Source organism: Shewanella sp. NKUCC05_KAH (assembly GCF_019345585.1).
GTDB lineage: Bacteria > Pseudomonadota > Gammaproteobacteria > Enterobacterales > Shewanellaceae > Shewanella > Shewanella oncorhynchi.
The window spans coordinates 427,728-447,058 of the sequence record NZ_JAHKQZ010000001.1; the positions used below are offsets into that span (position 1 = coordinate 427,728).

15 protein-coding genes are annotated in these 19,331 nt (G+C 40.8%); 11 read left to right on the forward strand and 4 right to left on the reverse strand.

The genetic code is table 11. The features are described from left to right. Window positions 1-295: 295 nt before the first annotated feature. On the reverse strand, window positions 296-2,065 hold the full coding sequence (locus KO533_RS01815; RefSeq protein ID WP_173496814.1) for a flavocytochrome c: 1,770 nt from the start codon (window positions 2,063-2,065) through the stop codon (window positions 296-298). 226 nt (window positions 2,066-2,291) lie between these two features. Here KO533_RS01815 and KO533_RS01820 point away from each other — a divergent pair, with 226 nt between their 5' ends. The 3 genes from KO533_RS01820 to KO533_RS01830 all read left to right on the forward strand — a co-directional run bounded on the left by KO533_RS01820 (window position 2,292) and on the right by KO533_RS01830 (window position 5,590). Next, complete coding sequence (locus KO533_RS01820; protein ID WP_219252636.1) at window positions 2,292-3,320, forward strand: porin; 1,029 nt, start codon at window positions 2,292-2,294, stop codon at window positions 3,318-3,320. A 123-nt stretch (window positions 3,321-3,443) separates the two neighbouring features. Further along, on the forward strand, window positions 3,444-4,325 hold the full coding sequence (locus KO533_RS01825) for a LysR family transcriptional regulator (RefSeq protein WP_028759678.1): 882 nt from the start codon (window positions 3,444-3,446) through the stop codon (window positions 4,323-4,325). A gap of 38 nt (window positions 4,326-4,363) precedes the next feature. Further along, window positions 4,364-5,590: a DUF819 family protein gene (locus KO533_RS01830; RefSeq protein WP_219252637.1), complete on the forward strand. Its 1,227-nt coding sequence runs from the start codon at window positions 4,364-4,366 to the stop codon at window positions 5,588-5,590. A gap of 841 nt (window positions 5,591-6,431) precedes the next feature. Here the strand turns inward: KO533_RS01830 and KO533_RS01835 are convergent. Beyond that, the gene (locus KO533_RS01835) at window positions 6,432-7,199 is read right to left on the reverse strand and encodes a TetR/AcrR family transcriptional regulator (RefSeq protein WP_105252712.1); all 768 of its coding nucleotides are present in this window, start codon (window positions 7,197-7,199) and stop codon (window positions 6,432-6,434) included. Between the two features lie 346 nt (window positions 7,200-7,545). Between KO533_RS01835 and KO533_RS01840 the strand changes: the two genes are divergently transcribed. From KO533_RS01840 to KO533_RS01875, 8 genes are all read left to right on the forward strand, one after another. Continuing rightward, complete coding sequence (locus KO533_RS01840; protein ID WP_219251615.1) at window positions 7,546-9,066, forward strand: flavocytochrome c; 1,521 nt, start codon at window positions 7,546-7,548, stop codon at window positions 9,064-9,066. A 5-nt stretch (window positions 9,067-9,071) separates the two neighbouring features. Further along, a complete protein-coding gene (locus tag KO533_RS01845) occupies window positions 9,072-9,440 on the forward strand; it encodes a cytochrome c3 family protein (RefSeq protein WP_012089430.1) in 369 nt (122 codons plus the stop codon). Window positions 9,441-9,480: 40 nt separating this feature from the next. Continuing rightward, window positions 9,481-10,617 (forward strand): hypothetical protein, encoded by a 1,137-nt coding sequence (locus tag KO533_RS01850; protein WP_012089431.1) that lies wholly within the window; start codon window positions 9,481-9,483, stop codon window positions 10,615-10,617. 127 nt (window positions 10,618-10,744) lie between these two features. Further along, entirely contained in the window at window positions 10,745-11,860 is a 1,116-nt protein-coding gene (locus tag KO533_RS01855; protein ID WP_219252638.1) for a hypothetical protein, read from the forward strand. Between the two features lie 174 nt (window positions 11,861-12,034). Beyond that, window positions 12,035-12,778, forward strand: coding sequence for a cupin (locus KO533_RS01860; protein ID WP_028759672.1), 744 nt, complete (start codon window positions 12,035-12,037; stop codon window positions 12,776-12,778). A gap of 2,276 nt (window positions 12,779-15,054) precedes the next feature. Then, entirely contained in the window at window positions 15,055-15,597 is a 543-nt protein-coding gene (locus KO533_RS01865; RefSeq protein WP_219252639.1) for a DUF2087 domain-containing protein, read from the forward strand. An 83-nt stretch (window positions 15,598-15,680) separates the two neighbouring features. Then, window positions 15,681-16,100 carry a GNAT family N-acetyltransferase gene (locus KO533_RS01870; RefSeq protein WP_219252640.1) on the forward strand — a complete coding sequence of 140 codons (420 nt, stop codon included), beginning with the start codon at window positions 15,681-15,683 and terminating at the stop codon, window positions 16,098-16,100. A 239-nt stretch (window positions 16,101-16,339) separates the two neighbouring features. Next, complete coding sequence (locus KO533_RS01875) at window positions 16,340-16,702, forward strand: hypothetical protein (protein WP_219252641.1); 363 nt, start codon at window positions 16,340-16,342, stop codon at window positions 16,700-16,702. A 1,514-nt stretch (window positions 16,703-18,216) separates the two neighbouring features. On the opposite strand, the gene KO533_RS01880 is transcribed toward KO533_RS01875, so the two are convergent. Together KO533_RS01880 and KO533_RS01885 are read right to left on the reverse strand one after the other, a co-directional pair. Continuing rightward, the gene (locus tag KO533_RS01880) at window positions 18,217-18,651 is read right to left on the reverse strand and encodes a hypothetical protein (protein ID WP_028760220.1); all 435 of its coding nucleotides are present in this window, start codon (window positions 18,649-18,651) and stop codon (window positions 18,217-18,219) included. Between the two features lie 115 nt (window positions 18,652-18,766). Beyond that, the gene (locus KO533_RS01885) at window positions 18,767-19,213 is read right to left on the reverse strand and encodes a DUF5086 family protein (protein WP_231466235.1); all 447 of its coding nucleotides are present in this window, start codon (window positions 19,211-19,213) and stop codon (window positions 18,767-18,769) included. Window positions 19,214-19,331: the final 118 nt, after the last annotated feature.

The following is a 19,331-nucleotide window of genomic DNA, read 5'->3' on the forward strand; positions in this document are numbered from 1 at the left end:
CTCTAAGAAATGGTGCGATGCTGGACTCGCCTACAGTGTATTATTCGATTCATGGAAAGAGTAAGTACATTTCGCCAATATTCCCGCGCTATCTAAAAAGATGAAGCCATCGAAAAGTGAGCAAAATCCGTCGAATCTAATTCTGCCGACAAATAAAAAAGAGAGGCTACATTAGCCTCTCAAAAAATAGCAGGGGAGTACTTTAACTCAAGCAATAATTTTATTGCTAATATTTACGATGAATAAAACTTGAGATGTTGTGAGAGACAATAACGAGTCTCTCACTGATTTAGTGTTACTTTGTATTTAGAGCATGTTTGGCAGCATTTGTCCCTGCAATTTTACCGAAAATTACGGTATCAGCGACAGCGTTACCACCCAGTCGATTATACCCATGAACACCACCAGTCACCTCTCCCGCCGCAAATAAACCTTTGAGCGGTTGGCTTTGTATATCGAGTACTTCAGCTTTAGTGTCAATGGCAACTCCTCCCATAGTATGATGGATGCCAGGAGCAACTTTTACGGCATAATAAGGAGATTTTTCTATTGATAGCGGCATCTGCTCACGGTTAAATGCCTCATCTTTACCCTGTTTGAAATAATGGTTGTAGTTTGTGATAGTTTTGTCTAAAACACTTGGGGTCATTCCTGTTATTTTTGCAAGCTCTGCAACAGTATTGGCCTTTTCAAGCATTTCTAAATGATCATACCCCTGAACCATTTTAGCTTTTTTATATAATTCATTATCAAATACTAGCCAAGCATATTGTTCAGGCTGTTTTAGAATGGCATCGGAGGCTTTATCTCGAGTCGTTAATTCATTGATAAAGCGATTGCCTTCTTTATTAACCATTATGGCCCCGACACCTCGAACCGTTTCTGAAATTAATATACGGCTATCTTTTCCTACTGTTGGATGTGTCTGGATCCAATCAATATCAGTCATACTTGCACCGACTGCTTTAGCAAGTTCAATACCATCCCCAGTTGAAGTGATATTATTTGAACTTGTCATGCCTTTAAATGTAGGGCGATAAAAAGCAATCATTTCTTTGTTAAACCCATAACCACCTGTGGCTAAAACAACTGACTTAGCTGCAACCATATAGTGACCAGAGTGTTTACCGTGGATGACAACACCCACAATTTTTTGTTCATCATCAACAACCAGTTTAACAACTTTGGAGTTGAGTCTTGTATCAACCCCTTCTTTATCCGATGCTTTTCTTAGTACATCAATAATATGTGGACCAACACTTAAACCACCAGATGGACGATGTGTTCTATCGACTCTAGCACCGCCAGAGCGTTTTAAATCATCCATATTGGCGCCTAAAGATTCTAACCATTTAATTCCATCAGCCGATTGCTCCGCTAATATTTGTACCAATTTAGGGTCGTTAGCATATCGACCGCCTTTCATGGTATCTTCGACATACCATTCGATTTTATCATCGACTTTATGATCTTTTTGCTGAACTGTACCCACAGCATTATACCCGCCTGCGGCGAGCATAGAGTTACCACCACTAAATGGTGCTTTATCAAGCAATATAACGTTAGCCCCCGCCTTTTTAGCTGCAATCGCAGCATTAAACCCAGCACTACCGGCTCCAACAACAATCACATCCGTTGTTTCTTTAGGACCTGCAGCTATCGCTTTATTTATTGCTTCATTATCCCAACCTTTGTCCCACGGTTCTTTAGATTTTGCTTTATTAAAAGGCATGTCAAGCCCTTTAAATGAATGACATTCATTACAATATAACTTTGGTTGTTCATGTCCTTTATGACAAGACGTACAATTAATATCACCTAAGTGTGAAGAATGTGGGTCAATTTCTAGTTTAGGATTTGCTAGTTTCCCATAATCACCATGGCAGGATTTACATTGTTTATTTTCAAATGTCTCGCTATCGCTCACTTTATTAGGTGCTGTATGACAGGTTTTACAACCATTAACATCTTTATGGAATGATGCTAAATCATTTTTATTATCAGCAGCCCATGATGACGCAGTTAAAATCGAACAGACAATAATACTCAAGTATTTTATCTTCATGCAATTCTCCAGTTTTTGTTTTGGTAAGATTTGGCGTGATGATAGTTTCTTAATTTTTTTAAATAGTGACATAGAGCAATAAATTGAAATCATTAAATATAACTTAACACACTTTAAGTTATGCTTAACTCGATGTTTTTGTTGATTAGATGTGATCTAAAGCGGAGATGTGTTTGCTTAAATCTCTAATATGGCATTGCTTTTACATTCTAAAAAGGTGATGTCGATGAAAAATGCTAAATATATTGGTTTTAGTTTTATTTTAATTTGTTCAACTCCAGCTTTATCTGAGCCATTAGATTTTTATGGAAGACTGTGGCTTGGTGTGGCCAACTCAAGTAATGGTCTTTCTGGTAACGAAAAAGTTGATGGATTTTCCCTTGAAAATTATGCATCGTATTTAGGCGTTAAAGGTGAGTATAGTGTATATGATAATTTTAGCTTGTTATATAAATTTGAAGCTGGGATAGAAAGCTTTGATAACGATGACTCTAATATTTTCAAACCGAGGAACTCTTACTTAGGTTTTAAAACTAACTATGGTTCGGCTGTTTTCGGAAGAAATGATACCGTTTTTAAAAGTGCTGAAGGTAAAGTAGATTTATTTAATATTACCTCAAGCGATATGAATATGATCATTGCAGGTAACGATAGATTAGGCGATTCGGTAACATTAAATAGCGCTAAGGTCGCAGGTGTTACTATGGGTATCAGTTATGTTTTTGATAAGGATTTTAATCAAAAAAATCCAGAACTTTCTGATAAACAAAACAATTATGCAATTAGCTTGTCCCTAGGCGATGCAGCACTTAAAAAGAATAGTCACTATATTTCAATAGCCTATGCTGATGGATTGAACCAGTTAGAGGCAACAAGACTGGTGGGTGGTGTTGCTATTTCATCCGTAAAATTGGGGGCTATGTACCAGCACTCTGAGTCAAGTATTTATGATGATATTAAAGGTAACTCCTATCTGTTAAGTATGATTGTTCCTATTAATAAATATGATATAAAATTTCAATATTTAAAAGATGATGCTGGGCTGGGTAAAGTGACAAAAAATGCCGGAGCAGATCTAAAAACACTAAAAGAGAGTGATGTAAGTCAATATTCAGTAGGCGTTGATTTTAAGGCTCAAAAGGATTTGACTTTTGGGGTAGGTATTTCCTATTTTGATGGTGACTATACTGACGTCAAAGGACATACTGAGTTTGATGACACTCTCATTTTTGTATCTACAAGATATCTATTTTAACCTCTATAGATAAAGCGGCTAAATAGCCGCTTTATAAAAATCAGATATTTATCATGTTAATTATTTATCGTTTTAAACTATTATACTGCTAGTATAACTGATTTCCCCCTCGCGGAGCATTTGATGCGGATAACATTAAGACAATTGATGATCTTTAAAGCCATACATTCTGAGAGGCAGATCTCAAAAGCGGCAAAAGTACTTCATATGTCAACGCCTGCTGTAAGTATGGCACTTAAAGAATTAGAAAGTTCTTTAGGCTGCAGATTATTTGAGCGAGTGGCGGGAGGTTTGGTTGTAAATGCGCATGGAGAAATAATATTACCTTATGCTAATGAAATGCTATCCAAGGGAAAAGAGTTAGAAAATATATTTTCATTCCCTGAACATGGCATTAAGGGGACGTTAACCATTGGGAGCAGTAAGACTGCTGGTAACTATGTATTATCTAAAAAAATTCCATTATTTAAGAACCAATATCCCGATGTAAAAATAAAACTAGTCATTGATAATAGTTTAGTTATTGAAAAAATGGTTTCAGAAAAAGAACTAGACTTAGGCTTTATTGATGCTAAACCCGCGAGTAAAAATCTCATTTGTGAGCATTGGTTACAAGATAATCTTTGCATTGTGAGTGGTGTAACTCATCCTGCTGCAAATGGTTTAAATACAAAATCTTGGCTTAGTGAACAATTGTGGATATTCGACCATGAATCATCGTTCTCTCGAATTCGTGCAATTCAGTTATTAAAAAGCTTAAATATCCACGTTCGTGATGAAATCTGCATGTCAACCATTGGCTCTATTAAAAGGGCAATTGGAACAGGTATAGGTTTGAGTGTATTACCCCTATTAGCGATTGACGCTGAATTAGCAAGAAAAGACCTTATTTTATTACCTGTGGATGGATGGGATTATAAACGAACTTATTGGTCAATTCAGCGTGAAGGAGAAGAATTATCTGCATTAAGCATGAGTTTCCTAGCCTTTAGTAAGCTACTGTAAAATAATGTATACCAGCTATTCTTACTAGGTGAATTTAATTGATATCATCAGATCTTGGAATAGGATTTTTTTTAGTCTTTTTACTATGTGGTTTATTTTATACACACACATCCTCTATTACACTTTTTAAGAAATTTTATCGTATTTTTCCACTGATGCTAATGTGCTACACCTTACCTGCCATCTTTAGCTCGCTAAATATTATTGATGCAAGTCATAGTCAACTTAGCGAAATGGCAAAAACACACTTAATGCCCGGTTGTTTATTTTTGCTGATTTTAGGTACCGATTTCTTTGCTCTCAGTTTAGTGGGAAAAAAACTTCTCGGTATGTACGTGCTAGGTGCTGTGAGCATCTGTATTGGCGGTCCATTAAGCCTATGGTTAGGCTCTATATTTTTTCCGAACGAACTCGTCTGGCAGGGAGATAATGCTGCCTGGAAAGGCATGTCAACACTGATGGCAAACTGGCTTGGCGGAACCGCCAATCAATTGGCTGTAAAAGAAATCCACAGTGTCGGTGATGCCGTATTTGCGGTAATGATGGCTATTAATATTCTTTTTTCCGGTATATGGATGGTTATATTACTTTTCATTGCAGAACGCCAAGATAAAATCGATGATTTCCTGAAAGCTGATAAAAGCTATAGACCGATATTTTGCACTGACATCAAACGTAAAGTGATAGGAAAACAAACAAGCTATTATTGGATTCTGATATTGAGCTTGACTTTTTTCATTGTAATTCTCTTTAGTGAAAAATTATCATCTTTCCTTGCAACAAGAATCGCTAATAGTTTCCCACACTTATTTAAATACAATCTTACTTCTGAATTTTTTTGGTCAGTATTAATTGCAACTTTTTTAGGATTATTATTTTCATTAACAAATGCAAGACATGTGTTAGTCAAGGAAACTCAGCAGGCAGCTCTTTTTTTTATCTATATAATGATAATGTTGATGGGGTTGAACTTTGATATTAGCGCATTGAGCACCGCGCCCTATTACGTTTGTATCGCTCTTATTTGGTTCTCTATACACATTATTATCTTATTTATTTTTACTGTATTTTTTCGATTACCTATCATGTACTTCGCGATCGCGAGTCAGTGTAATATTGGTGGTGCGGCTTCTGCACCAGTTATCGCCAGCGCTTTTCACCCAAGGCTGGCTTCCGCTGCTTTATTGATGGCAGTTTGGGGTTATACTTGGGCGTCTTTGTTGGCGTGGTATTTGGGTTTTTTAATGCAGTTTATTCAACTATAAGATGGGAACAAAAGTGTGTCCAACTAATTTTTTTGCTCCCAATAAATGCCACTTCTGAATCTTCAAAGCATTACCCAAAGCTTTCAGAAAATTTCTATTTAACAATACAACTTATACATCCCCCCCTATCAATCAAACCTCGGGGTGATTCAACACTATGATAAAGTCGCAGCTACGCGCAGCCTGCCCATATTTATTATGTTTTTTCATGATTCAAGCTAGGACACTTTACCATGCATATACCTAAGTCTTTTGGCATGCTTAAAAAGAACTTTAAAATTGCATAAAAATAAAAAAGCCTGCAAACGATTAAGTTTGCAGGCTTTTTAACTCTTATAAAAAGAGGAATTTGGTCGGTATGAGAGGATTCGAACCTCCGACCCCTGACACCCCATGACAGTGAACCGTTTAATCATAACCTGCTAAATTTAAACATAAATTATGTAATTTTGCACGTTTTAATTACCCTAATAATTTATGTGCATTTACATGCAAATGCGAAATGTGCAGCCTGTGTATTCAATAGCTTACACTGTATTTGACCGTACAATTTGCACTATTTTTAGCACAAGCAAATCTAATCTATTTTTTTAAACGAATATTTCATGCTGAAAATATGAACAGCGAACGAATTATTTGCAGGCATACCTAGCCTGATGACTTTATTCAGGCCAACGTCGCTCCGACTTTATCTAGAAGCATAATAAAGTTTGATCAAAAACTAGATTGCTATGAAGAGCCGCAACACACTAGTTTGATAAATTATCCGTAAAAGAAACCATTCTTCTGAGTTGAATTTGGGCACAAGTATAAAACCTACTGAAACAGAGCTTTGTTGATTTCAATCACCGTTACCCCCAACACCATTTGTACAAGACAGCGCACTACATGCAGCGCAACTCATATGATCACGATAATGTTGGTCGAAGAACTTAATCGTTCTGGCCTCTAAAGAATCATATAATTCTGGGGTTAAGGGCATTTTCCACTTATATTGCCCCATCAATTTAGCCAAATGTCGGTAACAGGTTTCGCGACGATTAGAAAGGTATTCTGGCGCGATAAGCTGGCTCTCAAATTGAGTTAACGCCCCGGTTAAATAAAAGGTGATGCCCTGTACTAACTCCTTTACCTGTAATGGTGTCGCCTCTAATTCCCCTTTTTCTACTGCTAGATTGAGCGAGTCAGTAAACCAGCCCCAGAACGCATTAATGCGCTTTTTAAAGCGTTCGACTTTTTCATCACTGGCAAGTTGCCATACCATAGTATTAACAGAAACAGAACGTAACGTTGCAAAGCTTTTGCTGCGTTTTATCGTTTCAAAGGTAAATAGAATTGGCAACAATACTCGTTCTTTAGCCGTTAATTCAGGATTTTTATTAATAAAAATTGGCAAGTGATTAGAGGTTGCACTTCTTAGGAACAGACAAACTAAAACGTCTTCTTTTCGTTCAAAAAATTTGTACAAGGTGCCAGTAGAACAACCGACTTCTTTAGCCAGTTGAGAAAACTTAAAAGAGACGATGCCTTGCGACTCAATCAACAGCTCAGCTGCATCCAGTATTTGATTGCACCTTAAAATAGATAGTGTGTCAGAAGGACATTTCATGCACTAAACCCGAATAAAACGCTAAGTAAGCGTGGATTATGCGTTGTTAACTTATACCTGTTATAGGGTAAGGATGACTAATCGGGATAAAGCTCACGCAAGTGAGCATTTTATTTATGTTCTTTGTGAGTTACCTCAAGCATACATTGCAACAACAAGTTTTTTTCAAAGATTAAAATCCCTTCACTTACATTTTTGTTGCAAAAAACTTTCATTTTCAAAAAAGATTATTCTAGACATAACTCACGAATAAGTTTGCCACTCCAAAAAAGCCGTGACTTAGTTCACCTTTAGCCTGCCCCATAGCCTCTATCTTGCTTGCATACTGAAGTAGAGGGTGAACAACATGCATAATAGAAGAAACTTTTTAAAACTGGGTGCAGGTGCAGCTATTGGCGGTATTGCAGCCGCACTGCCAAGTGCAGCATCAGCTAATGAGTGCGCATCAAACATAAAATGGGATGAAACACGCGATGTTATCGTCGTGGGTTCAGGTTTCGCGGGTTTATCTGCTTCACTCAATTCTAAACGCCAAGGTCTTGGTTCCGTACTTGTATTGGAAAAAATGCAAGTCATTGGCGGTAACTCTGCGATTAATGGCGGTTGGCTAGCCATTCCCAAAAATCCAATCCAATTAGCCCAAGGCATTCAAGATGATTCGCCAGAGGAACTGGTTAAAGATCAAATCATTTCTGGCCGCGGTATGCAAAATACTGACATGTTGCGCCAAATGGCTAATCGCGCACTGGATGCCTATGACCTGTGTATTAATGCAGGGGTAAAGTTTCGCGAAGGATTTAACCAGCAAGTGGGTGGACATAATAAAGCACGAGCGATTCGTACCCAACACGGTGTGGGCGGCGATATCACCACTAAACTTTATGAAGTGGGTAAAAAAGAAGGAGTTGAATATCGTCTTCAACACTATGTTGAAGATTTCATAATGGATGGTCAGGAAATTATCGGCCTCAAAGTTCGCCAAAATTATCGTTTCCCCGATCTCAAAACCGGCAAAACAATCTATATCAAAGCTAACAAGGCCGTTATCCTTGCCCACGGTGGTTTTTCTCGAAATTTAAAACTGCGTGAGCTGGTTGATCCATCGCTTGATAAGACACTTGATTGCACCAATGCGCTAGGAGCGACTGGAGAAGTCACCCTTACAGCCATGGCACACGGTGCACTGCCTATACATATGAGCTTTATTCAAACTGGCCACTGGGGTTCGCCTGATGAAGGCGGCTTCGGTTGGTCAAATGCGTTACTGTCGATTGGTTTCCATAAGGGCATTTCCGTCAATGTTCTTGATGGTAAACGGTTTATGAATGAACGTGCCGACAGAAAAACCTGCTCTGACGCCATAATGAAAAACCGTAATGCAGATGGTTCCCCCGCTTATCCTGTCGTGTTTTTTAATCATGATGACCATGTTGGCGATGAACGCGTCACCCGTGCCGTGCGTGACCAAATTGCCTGGAAAGTCGATAGCCTAGAGCAATTAGCTAAGCAGTTTAATATCCCACTAAATGAGTTAAAACAAACCGTTACTGAGTACAACCAACAAGTACCTAAAGGTGTTGATCCACTCTTTGGCCGCATGATGGATACGGCTGTACAGCTAAAACCTCCCTTTATTGTCTCGCGGATCTGGCCAAAAGTGCATTACTGCATGGGAGGATTAAAAACCGATTTAGGTGCCCGTGTTATGCACAGTCAATCGTTAACGACAATTAAGAAACTGTATGCAGTTGGCGAAGCGACCGGTGGTACACATGGTGGAACACGTTTAAGTTCAACGGCATGCCTAGAGTGCTTGACGATGGGAATTATCGTATCTGAAACCATCAAATCTGACATGCAGGCTTAAATATTATGAATAAATTACTACTCACACTCCTTATTGGATTCGTATTTGCTGGCAATGTAAACGCCGGAGAGCTGGTAAAAATGAAAGGCAGTACTCAAGGCCGAGTAAATCATGAGTCTCTCTATCAAGAAGGCTGTAAAAGCTGTCACCAAGGTTCAGGTAAGCAAAATGCTACCGACGCAGCGTGCGTTGAATGTCACGGTGACATAACCAGTATCCCCGTTGACGAGAAAAAGCTACCGATCCCAGAGGCTCATCCGCACAAATCGTTGCACTACAACGAAGGTGCAAGCTGCTTAGCCTGCCACGCTGAACACGAAAAAAAGGCCCCAGTTTGTGCTGAATGCCACCGTACTTGGTTCAAAGAAATGTAAATTAATTATTAAAATTCAAATACTAAAATAAAAGGTAACGATGATGAAACAATCCACTCGGTTTATGTTGTCCATGGTTGCAACTGCAATGGCCATGTCGAGTTCAGCCGCTTTTGCTGCAGAACAACAAGAAGATGGTATTAACGTTGGCGGTGCAGTGCGTGTTAACTATGGTTATAAAGATTATGACAAAGCCTCAAAAGACAAAGGCGGCGATTTTAATTTTGATATGGCCGCAATTAAATTTGATGGTAAAAAAGGCGACTTCGGTTTAGCCGCAGAATACCGTTTTACTTCAGGCACTAACTATATCAAGTACGGTTATGGTTACTACAACATTGATCCAGACTGGCAACTGCAATTTGGTATCAACAAGGTCCCCTTTGGTAATCGCGAGTTTATTTCTAACAGTTGGTGGTTTGGTCTACCTTACTACTTAGGTTTTGAGGATGATCATGATATCGGTCTTAAAGCCACTTACGAAAAAAATGGCTGGCATACTGATTTAGCCTTTTACAAAAATGCTGAATATGGTGCGACCGAGAACAAGCGTTATTCGACCGATTTGTATACCGGTACCATCAATGGCACTGAGTATCACAATGAAGAGACTAACCAGTTAAACGTGCGCCAAACTTATACAACAGAATACGAAGGCGGCTCGACTACCTTTGGTGGCTCTGTGCAGTATGGCCAAATCTACAACAGCGAGACGGGCAACAATGGCGATCGCTATGCCGTAGCATTGCATTTAGACAGCAGCTACAAAGGCTGGAATTTACAAATGCAAGCCATGCAATATGAATACGATGCTGCAGATGCTATCGACTCCAATAAAATTGGCGTGTCAGTAGTGAGCTGGCAGTATGAAATTGCTTCTAAGGGCCAAGCCTATAACATCAACATTGCCAAAACCGTGAACACAGATTGGGGTAGCATTAAGTTCTACAACGACTTTGGTTTAATGACGCCAGATGTTGATGATGATAGCTACGATAACAGTATGCAAAACGTCACTGGTATGGCGATTTCTGCAGGTCCTACCTACACAATGATCGACTTTGTTATGGGTAAAAATATGACCTTCTCTACTGCCAATAACGACCATGTTGGATTACCGGAAGTCGGTAATGATTGGGATAAACGCATTAACATCAACTTTGGCTATTATTTCTAACTCTCCATTCTAACTCTTGTTTGTAATAATCAAGTCGATCGGGACGTTCCAGCGGTTTTGATCGACCCTTCTTTTTATGCCCTATTTATTAGGGCATTTTTTATTTTTCAATGTGATTTAGCCAACCATGAAGCAACACACTTTACTCGCCTTATCCCTATTTTTTATTCCGTTTTCACCACTCTATGGAACAGAGTTACAAATGGGGGGATTTATTAAGGCAAACGCACGTTATGTTGAAGGTAATCTGAAGTTTCAAGACAGTTGGACAGGTGGAGGTTCTTTCGCGGATAACACTAAACGTACTCAATTCAGTGCGCAAGAAAGTCGCGTAAATATGACCATCACCTCAAATGAAGTTCAAGCCTTTGCTGAAATTGACTTTGTTGGCTCGGCACAGGGGAATCCGATCATTTCCAATTCCTACAGCCCCCGCCTAAGGCACGCATTTATATCCTACCAAGGCGTAACGGCTGGGCAAACTTGGTCCACCTTAGTCAATACCAGCACCTTTGCTGAAACAGCCGATTTAGGCGGGCCATTAGTTGGTCAAGCCATGATAAGACAAGCGCTGGTACGCTATGACACAGCCCATTGGCAGTTTGCCCTAGAAAACCCCTACACCTACGGAACTCAATCACCAGAACAAGCAAGTGCACAAACTAAATTCGCCACAGCACTCACGTCAACAGAACCGCTATGGATTGATACCAACCATGATTATCTGCCAGACATGATCGTTCGTTACAACCAATCGGGTGACTGGGGTAATGTGTCGATATCAGGTTTACTAAGATATTTAGACTCCGCCGATACAGCCCAATGGGGTGGTGGTACATCAATAGCGGCAAAAATACATTCCATAGGGAAAGATGATCTTCGTATTCAATTGCACTATGGTCATTTAGGGCGCTATGTAGGAACCGATGCAGCTAGAGATATCACAGATGGGCAATTAGAAAATTCTTTATCCGTCATGTTCGCCTATAGGCACTTTTGGACCCAACACACACGTTCAAGTATCTTTTATGGGCACACATCCACAAAAGTAGAACAAACAGATCGTAGTCATTCTGGGGTTAACTTATTCACCAATTTAACCCAATCACTCACTTTAGGCGCTGAAATAGGTCGTTATCAAATGCAAGACAATATCACTTCTCTTGTGCCCACAGTATCCCAGCCCAGGGCAACTCAGGGAGCCTCCAACTATGCACAAGTCAGTCTGCAATTCTATTTCTAATGCTAGGGTCGCAGATAAGATTATTCGCGAGCAGAGTCACGAATAAGTTTGCCACTGAAAACATGACGTGATCCATTTCACCTTTGCGGTAGACCAATCTCTTTATTGTTAGTGACAGAACAATAATACCAACACAATACCGCCATTTTAAAAATTAAGACAATAGGATAGATAATGATGAAATTAAAAATGCTTTTTGGAATCGCCGCATTGGCATCAACGGCAGCTATGGCGCAAGGCCCACAATGTAACCATGCACAACTTCCATACCAACAAATGACACCGGTGCCAGCGGACAGTACTCCTTATGTCCCACAAGATACTATGCCTGAGCAATGTCGTAACCCAGAAATTGAAGCTTATATTACTGATTGGGAAGCAGGCAAAATCGATTTTAATACCATTAAACCCAACGACAGCATCGCCGCGGATCAACGTTTCTGTAAAACCTTGGATGATAATGGCAATGTCCTAGAAGCAAAAAACTGCGACCCTAAAAACTCTCCCGTTGGCTATATTTGGAAAGAATTGTCTGACAGCCCAGTTGTTATCGGTATTACTAATGGTGGCAAGTCAGATCATGAGCCGCACTTTCATGGCCAACCTGAGTGTTATTACGTCGTAAATGGCACAAGTAAAACATTAGCAAACAATAAATTTGAAACCCTAGCTAAAGGTCAATACTTCTACATACCTGGGGCTCATATCCACAACACGCCAATTTTAAACAAAGAGGGTTTAGGCGTGTTCTACTGGTATCCGAATAATGCTCACTTTGATGGTTTTAAATACTATTGGCGCAAAGATGTGAAAAACTTGAGAGTGGCTGAAGAAGCCTTTGATCGTGTTGATGCCATTCGTAAACGTGATCTTAACCTAGGCCCATACGGTACAAACGAAGCATTCTTTAAAAAATAAGCCAAATTGAAATAAACCACCTTCCTAAGAAGGTGGTTTAGCCCTCTTTGCTCCGCTTATATCGCCACTACCTCATCCTCCGAAGTAAAAAAATGGAGATATAACATTGGCGCATAAAGCAAAGATCAAAGGATCACAAAATCGATCTGTCGAAGTTGGTATATCCGAGCACACCTATTTTTGAGCTTCGGAGAAAGTAAGGAGAATAATTATTTATAATCAACACCATATATAGCGTTCAATATTATGAACGCCCCCTAAAAGCCCGCTAATAAAACAACAACCAAGCCCTCTAAAATCCTCATATGTAGTGAAGCACTGCGCGTCACCGAACCCGCAATCAACCGAGCCGGAAGGACCCGCGATGATAATAGTTCGCATCTACATCGTGTTGCGAGTGATTCTCATCACCATAAGGTGTCGCGTTCTGCTTCAATCAAACCGTGAGCATCGGCGAGGCACGAAATCCGCCCATCTGAAAATCAAAATTCCTCATAATTGCACATGATCATCGCTCCATTCCTATCCATGCAGGATGACTAATATAGGTAAAGAGAACGAGTCAGGCACTCGGTTAAAATGAGCCAAGGCCTAGACAGCTACTGTTCACATAAAACCGTCAAAAACCGTTTAAAACCTTGGCTTTTACCCTCTTCACCCTATCGTCAATATTTAACACCAAAGCAACAAATGCACGCTATTGCATCCTCCACTAGGGTTGATGCAATGACTCGTCTGTAGCCTTACTGCTGCATGGGCTAGAGTGCTCCCAACTTTTTGAGGCTATCTAGGGATTATCTAGGCCGCATCGAAAAACGGTTGAACCATATTGGTGCAACACACTGAGCAACACCCATTGAATAGAAACATATCAATAACAATTCAGATTAAGGCAGCATGAGCCTAAAAACGAGTTCAATCACCCAGAAACAGTGTGCAGATCATCCCAGTTCGCCTGCTTTCGATGACTAAAAACGGGGAGCGGATAACGCCTTCGCAGGATGAGGCCGCGACCGAAACAGTGAGCCGAATAGAAGGATCCATTTGGGCGCCATCAATTCACCCAGAACTACCAAAAAACTCACCTTTTGCCCTACCCTTTACGCCCTCAAGTGTTAACACAAAAGCAACAAAAGCGAGTCATTGCATCCTCCTCTAGGGTTGATGCAACGACTCGCCTGTAGCCCTACTGCTGCATGGGTTTGAGTGCTCCCAACTTTTTGAGGGGATCTAGGGATTATCTAGGCCGCATCGAAGTACTGTTGAATCCCAATGGTGTAATACACCTATCTCAAAACAACACACATGTAACAAATAAGACTAAGGAAACGTGCGGTATCCGCCACTCGCCATCGCTGTACAACACGCCTATATATGCCCTATCAATGCCGACTTCACCCACAGACATAAGCGAATACCTGAATGACTAATGCATCTGCAGGTATTAAGCAGCTAACGAACGTAAGCATTCACCTTGATGCTAGATATCAGCCCTATCCATACCCTTATCCCAACAAGCAATTAGCCAGCGTGAGATTAGCGACACACCTGCAGATCAACACGGCAGGATCATAGGACCAAGTGGAACAACACTCTTAGATACCAGCCATGATCGACCACCGCATTAGTGCATTACTGCCCACGGCTCATGATTTGTATTGGGATTAGATAAAGCTGACGACTAGGCATGACGCGTAAGGTGCTCGGGTGACACGTCTGCAGGTGAAGAAAGTGGTCTAAGAACAGGTCAAACAGAACGCACGATGCAATTAGATCCGACAGGTAGCTTTAGCTCACTTCTGCCCCAAAGCTTGCCACGGCTCGAAGGCTAGCTCTTGCTTAGTCTGATAGTTAGATATACATAAAGTAATGGATACCCAAAAGTATGACCTGACCATGAGGGAGTTCAAAAATCGTTACAGTGAATCATACTTGCCTAGTCTGATTCACTGGCTTGGTATGCTATTTGAGAGAACGATTTCTGGTTCGAGAGCTCTTAAAATCGCTGTCATGATTTTATTATTTTTCTCGTTTTGTAGCCGCTTTTAAGTCACATTAAAAACTTGTCATATTGATCTTGTTAATTAATAATACGGGCTGGTCGGCAGTTCACCTAGGCATCGCCGCTACGAAAAATCGTAGAGCTAAACCTGCCGAAACGTTAAATATAAAGGTACTTTGTATATTGTGTGCCTATGTCGTAGGACGGCGATCGTGACTCTGTTTGCATTGCAAATAGACAACTTAATTGTGGGCACCCATAAACGGGTATCACTATGACGAAACAAATCATCCCTTTTAGCTGTGAAGATATTTCGACGCTGGCTAAATATCTGCGTAATCAATTTAAAAATTGTGAAAGGTTTCCTTCGCACCTTGAAATGCTCAATATTCTTGCCCAGTCGGCAGGACATGCCAATTTCCAACATTTTCGTGATGCTGCGTTAACTACAAATAATGCGGTCAAATTAAACAAACCCAAACAACTTGATATTATGATTCCGCGAAAGCTACAACCTTTCATGGACTCAAATTACATCCTTAGAGCGTGGCCAGCTAAACGTGCCCTTCAAGATCAAAGTTTATGGTTTTTTTGGTGCCGTTTTCAGTACCAACAATCCTACAGTGAACAGGACGTTAATAGCGTAATTAAGCGTTTTCTTGGATTTGCTGACTTCGCGCTTATTAGGCGAGAATTGTGTAACCATAAGCTGTTAAAGCGCACCGGCGATGGTCGGCATTATTGGCGAGCAGCAGCAACACCACCTGAAGAACTCATTTCACTTACCGGAATTTGGCAGGATTTGGCAGGTTACTAAAGCAACATTCTTCATTAAAAACCACCAATCCAGTTTTAACCAAAAATCAATGACGAGTTATAGATTAACGCTAAGGTATGTTAATGAAATTTCAAGTGATAAATGAGCAAGAACCAACAATTTTTAACGCGCTGATTGAAGGTGTTAGAGAACATATTCATGAGCAAATAGGAAATGAAGCAGCACAGCCGTTGATGCTGACCGCTAGAGATGAAAGTGATCAACTTATTGGTGGCATATCAGGTAGAACCATATACAGAAATTTTTTAATTGATGTTGTATGGGTTGCTAAAAAGCATAGAGGTGCAGGCTTAGGACGTGAGTTGATGCTCATGGCTGAATTAGAAGCTAAAAACAGAGGATGCCTAATAGCACAATTGGACACCTTATCAATTCAAGCACCAATTTTTTATCAAAAAATAGGTTTTGAACTTGCAGGTGTCATTCCTGAATTTTCTGGCAGTCCAGCAAGATATTTTCTAATGAAAAAATTTAATGTTTAGTTTCAGTGAATTACTCTAGAATAGACAGATTCACGCGTATCATGCTGGCATTTGCGCGAGCTTCGGGCTCGCGAGCTCTGGTCCATACTCGTGTCAGGCCGAACCGTTCTGGCACGTTTATGCCCCAAAATGATTTTTGTTCCACATCAGCACTTTGCAAGTAATCCGCTAGTTGAACAAATTTTAGTAATGCTTCAAAGTGACCAAAGTAACGGTGGCAATTCAATTTTGGATAAATTATGACTCGTAGATACCTCACTATTGAAGAAGCGAATTCCGCGCTGCATCGCGGAAAGTTAATTGAGATATTCCTCGGAGGGTTCACACTCAATGATGAAAGGTGCATTCGTTGGGCTTCCTTTGCAAAGACGGAGAAAGGTATTAGCGGTAGTCTTTGGGAAGTTTATGACCAAGGTTCAGAAGATTACCTAGATATCTATACCTTTGACTCTCCAACAGGTGAGTACTATGAGCCGGCCAAAGTGGTACACTCTGAAAATATCGAGAATGCGACTAAAGAGTTGGGTATAAGTTCGCTCAATTTTGTAAACCAAGGCGTTATTCAAGATGAATATGGCTCTTACCTTGTATCACACACATAATAAAGCCAAGCATCTTTGCGCGCTGGACCTCGCTGCGCTAGGCGGCTGTAGGCGGCGTTAATCCATAGAAATTTTAATCCAAACTCTACGAATTAGAATAAAAAACCTAGCTCGCTTTTGTCCAGAAGTGTGATGTCGAGTGGAGATTGAGCGCTTGGAGCTCACGCAAGACTACTCAAAACCTCGCAATTCCCCTGATCTTTTTAACCTGATAAAATTAACATAAGGCCAACAAAAGCGAGTCGTTGCATCCTCCTGTAGGGTTGATGCAATGACTCGCCTATAGCCCTACTGCTGCATGGTCTAGAGTGCTCCCAACTTTTTGAGTGGATCTAGGGATTATCTAGGCCGCATCGAAGCACTGTTGAACCATAACGGTGTAATCCCCCTATCACCACACAACATATAAGTAACAACTACAGCAAAGAAAACGTGCGGTATCTGCCACTCGCCATCGCGATACAACACGCCTATATCTGCCCTATCAAAGCTGACTTCACCCACAGACATAAGCGAATATCTGAACGCCTAATGCATCTGCAGGTAAAGCCGCTTACAAACGTAAACATGCACATTAATGCTAGGCATCGGCCCTATCCATCCCTTTATCCCAACAAGCAATTAGCCAGCATAAAATTAGCAGACACACTTGCAGTGTTAACACGCGGCAGGAACATAGGAACAACACTCTTAGATACCGGCCATGATCGACCACCGCATTAGTGCATTACTGCCCACGGCTCATGATTTGTATTGGGATTGGTTAAAGCTGACGACAGGGCATGAAGCGTAATGTTATCGGGTGACACGTCTGCAGGTGAAGATAGTGGTCTAAGAACAGATCAAACTGAACGCATGATTAAACTGGATTAGTCATGGACTTAACCTGTCAATATTCAAATCACAATGCAATTTGATTCGACAAGTTGCTTTAACTCACTTCTGCCCCATTATGAGTTAGTGCGAACTACCCATGACACCCGTACAACCCGCAACATAGACCGTGTAGGATAGAAACAAAAAATAGTCGATGTGCGACCATGTTTCGAAACCTAACGTTTGGTTAAGGGGCGGGGCCCGTCCCAGTGAACGAAGCGAGCGATTTGAACCACTAGTTAGGGGCCTTTACGCTTGGTTCGGAATGTAAAGTACATGGCTGCAAATGTTACTGGCCACCACGTAAAAATTAATATCAAGGCTTCTGCGATATGTACATTGCCTTGGCTGTACTTTGTGAATATGAAGTCAGTTATTGATTGGAGCACGATGCCGCCATTCCAGAGGCGAGCCTTATGAGCAGGCCATGATAAAAAACGCCATAAATTTCCATGCGCTAAATCGTAAGAAAAGAAAGCAGCAACCAGTAATACTATTGTTGCCAATAAGCTGAACAGTAACAGTAAATTGATTCTTATCAGTGGCATATAGCAAAGGGGCCTAACGCACCACACACAGGCAACGAGGCGCAGCGGGTTGGCCTCCCAGCGGCCGCAGGCCGCAAGTGATGCCTATTATTATGTTTCATTTACTAGGGCCGCTTTTGAACCCACATTATTAATTACCGATACCCGAGATAAGCCACCTACAAAACGATCAAATGCGGCTGGCTCAACCTTAAATGAGAATGAAGCTACAAAACATACCTTTTCTCGGGGATAACGGGTATCTCTGGATACAATTTGTATAGCCGCCAGTATGCGCCCAGAATTATCGGCGCAAGAGAACACAATATCGAAATGAGACAACTGATCACTCTCACCAGAGCAAAACCGAACGCTATCCTCTCGTTTCTTGGGAAAGCCAATTAGTTGAGTGCAAAACTCTTGAAATTGGTCTTCATTAACGTAGCAATCGGCTATACCGGCAAATCCGCTACTTTCGCCTTTCACTCTTAGTTTCAGCAGATCATCTATTTCGGATAATCGCTCAAATTCCAAATATTCACTCATGACTGTCCTGAAACATAACGCCAAGTTCAGTGGTGGCCGGAACGGAGTGCTTACTTGCACATTGTGCAAGTAAGCGCACAGTGTCGGGCATCCACTACAACGCCTGATTATGCATTTACATGCACTCTATTAAGGATGTGTCGCAAATTGCCCCACCCTTGCCATTGTTTTCTTTCTGCCAAGACGAATAAGCATTGTCAAAAGATTCAGGATAAACACCGCCTTTATTCAGAGGGTCTTTAACACTGGCCTTCAATACTTTTTCTGTGATTGCCATATGGCGAACTAGGCGCTCGACTTGCCAAGCAGCATTGCCATGTTTTCGACCAATCACTTCAATATGAAATACACCGGTAGTCGCTGCGCTCTCAAGGTTATGAATGATGACCCACCGACTCATATTTTCGGTAGATTCAATAGTCCAGATTCCGGCCTTGTGTGTAGCTAGATCTGAAGCAAATGCGCTACTTGCAAGCAGGCCAGAGATCAACCATAAAATTCTGTGCACATAAACCTCAAAATGCATAACGCCTTTATAACGGGCAGCCTGTGGCGAAGCCACGCTTTAAGCTGTCCAGCCACGAAGTGGCGTTCGTTGATAAACTTGTTATAGGTTTAGTGGATAAAGTGTAAATGACTTATCTCCTTTTTGATTTACTAACCGATAATTTCTTTGAGCA

Excerpts from the sequence above, each read along its gene's own strand:
- KO533_RS01855 (WP_219252638.1), top strand. The coding sequence starts at position 10,745 with ATGAAGCAACACACTTTACTCGCCTTATCCCTATTTTTTATTCCGTTT.
- KO533_RS01840 (WP_219251615.1), top strand. The coding sequence starts at position 7,546 with ATGCATAATAGAAGAAACTTTTTAAAACTGGGTGCAGGTGCAGCTATT.
- KO533_RS01825 (WP_028759678.1), top strand. The coding sequence starts at position 3,444 with ATGCGGATAACATTAAGACAATTGATGATCTTTAAAGCCATACATTCT.
- KO533_RS01835 (WP_105252712.1), bottom strand. The coding sequence starts at position 7,199 with ATGAAATGTCCTTCTGACACACTATCTATTTTAAGGTGCAATCAAATA.
- KO533_RS01860 (WP_028759672.1), top strand. The coding sequence starts at position 12,035 with ATGATGAAATTAAAAATGCTTTTTGGAATCGCCGCATTGGCATCAACG.
- KO533_RS01850 (WP_012089431.1), top strand. The coding sequence starts at position 9,481 with ATGATGAAACAATCCACTCGGTTTATGTTGTCCATGGTTGCAACTGCA.
- KO533_RS01875 (WP_219252641.1), top strand. The coding sequence starts at position 16,340 with ATGACTCGTAGATACCTCACTATTGAAGAAGCGAATTCCGCGCTGCAT.
- KO533_RS01870 (WP_219252640.1), top strand. The coding sequence starts at position 15,681 with ATGAAATTTCAAGTGATAAATGAGCAAGAACCAACAATTTTTAACGCG.
- KO533_RS01815 (WP_173496814.1), bottom strand. The coding sequence starts at position 2,065 with ATGAAGATAAAATACTTGAGTATTATTGTCTGTTCGATTTTAACTGCG.
- KO533_RS01845 (WP_012089430.1), top strand. The coding sequence starts at position 9,072 with ATGAATAAATTACTACTCACACTCCTTATTGGATTCGTATTTGCTGGC.
- KO533_RS01865 (WP_219252639.1), top strand. The coding sequence starts at position 15,055 with ATGACGAAACAAATCATCCCTTTTAGCTGTGAAGATATTTCGACGCTG.
- KO533_RS01880 (WP_028760220.1), bottom strand. The coding sequence starts at position 18,651 with ATGAGTGAATATTTGGAATTTGAGCGATTATCCGAAATAGATGATCTG.
- KO533_RS01820 (WP_219252636.1), top strand. The coding sequence starts at position 2,292 with ATGAAAAATGCTAAATATATTGGTTTTAGTTTTATTTTAATTTGTTCA.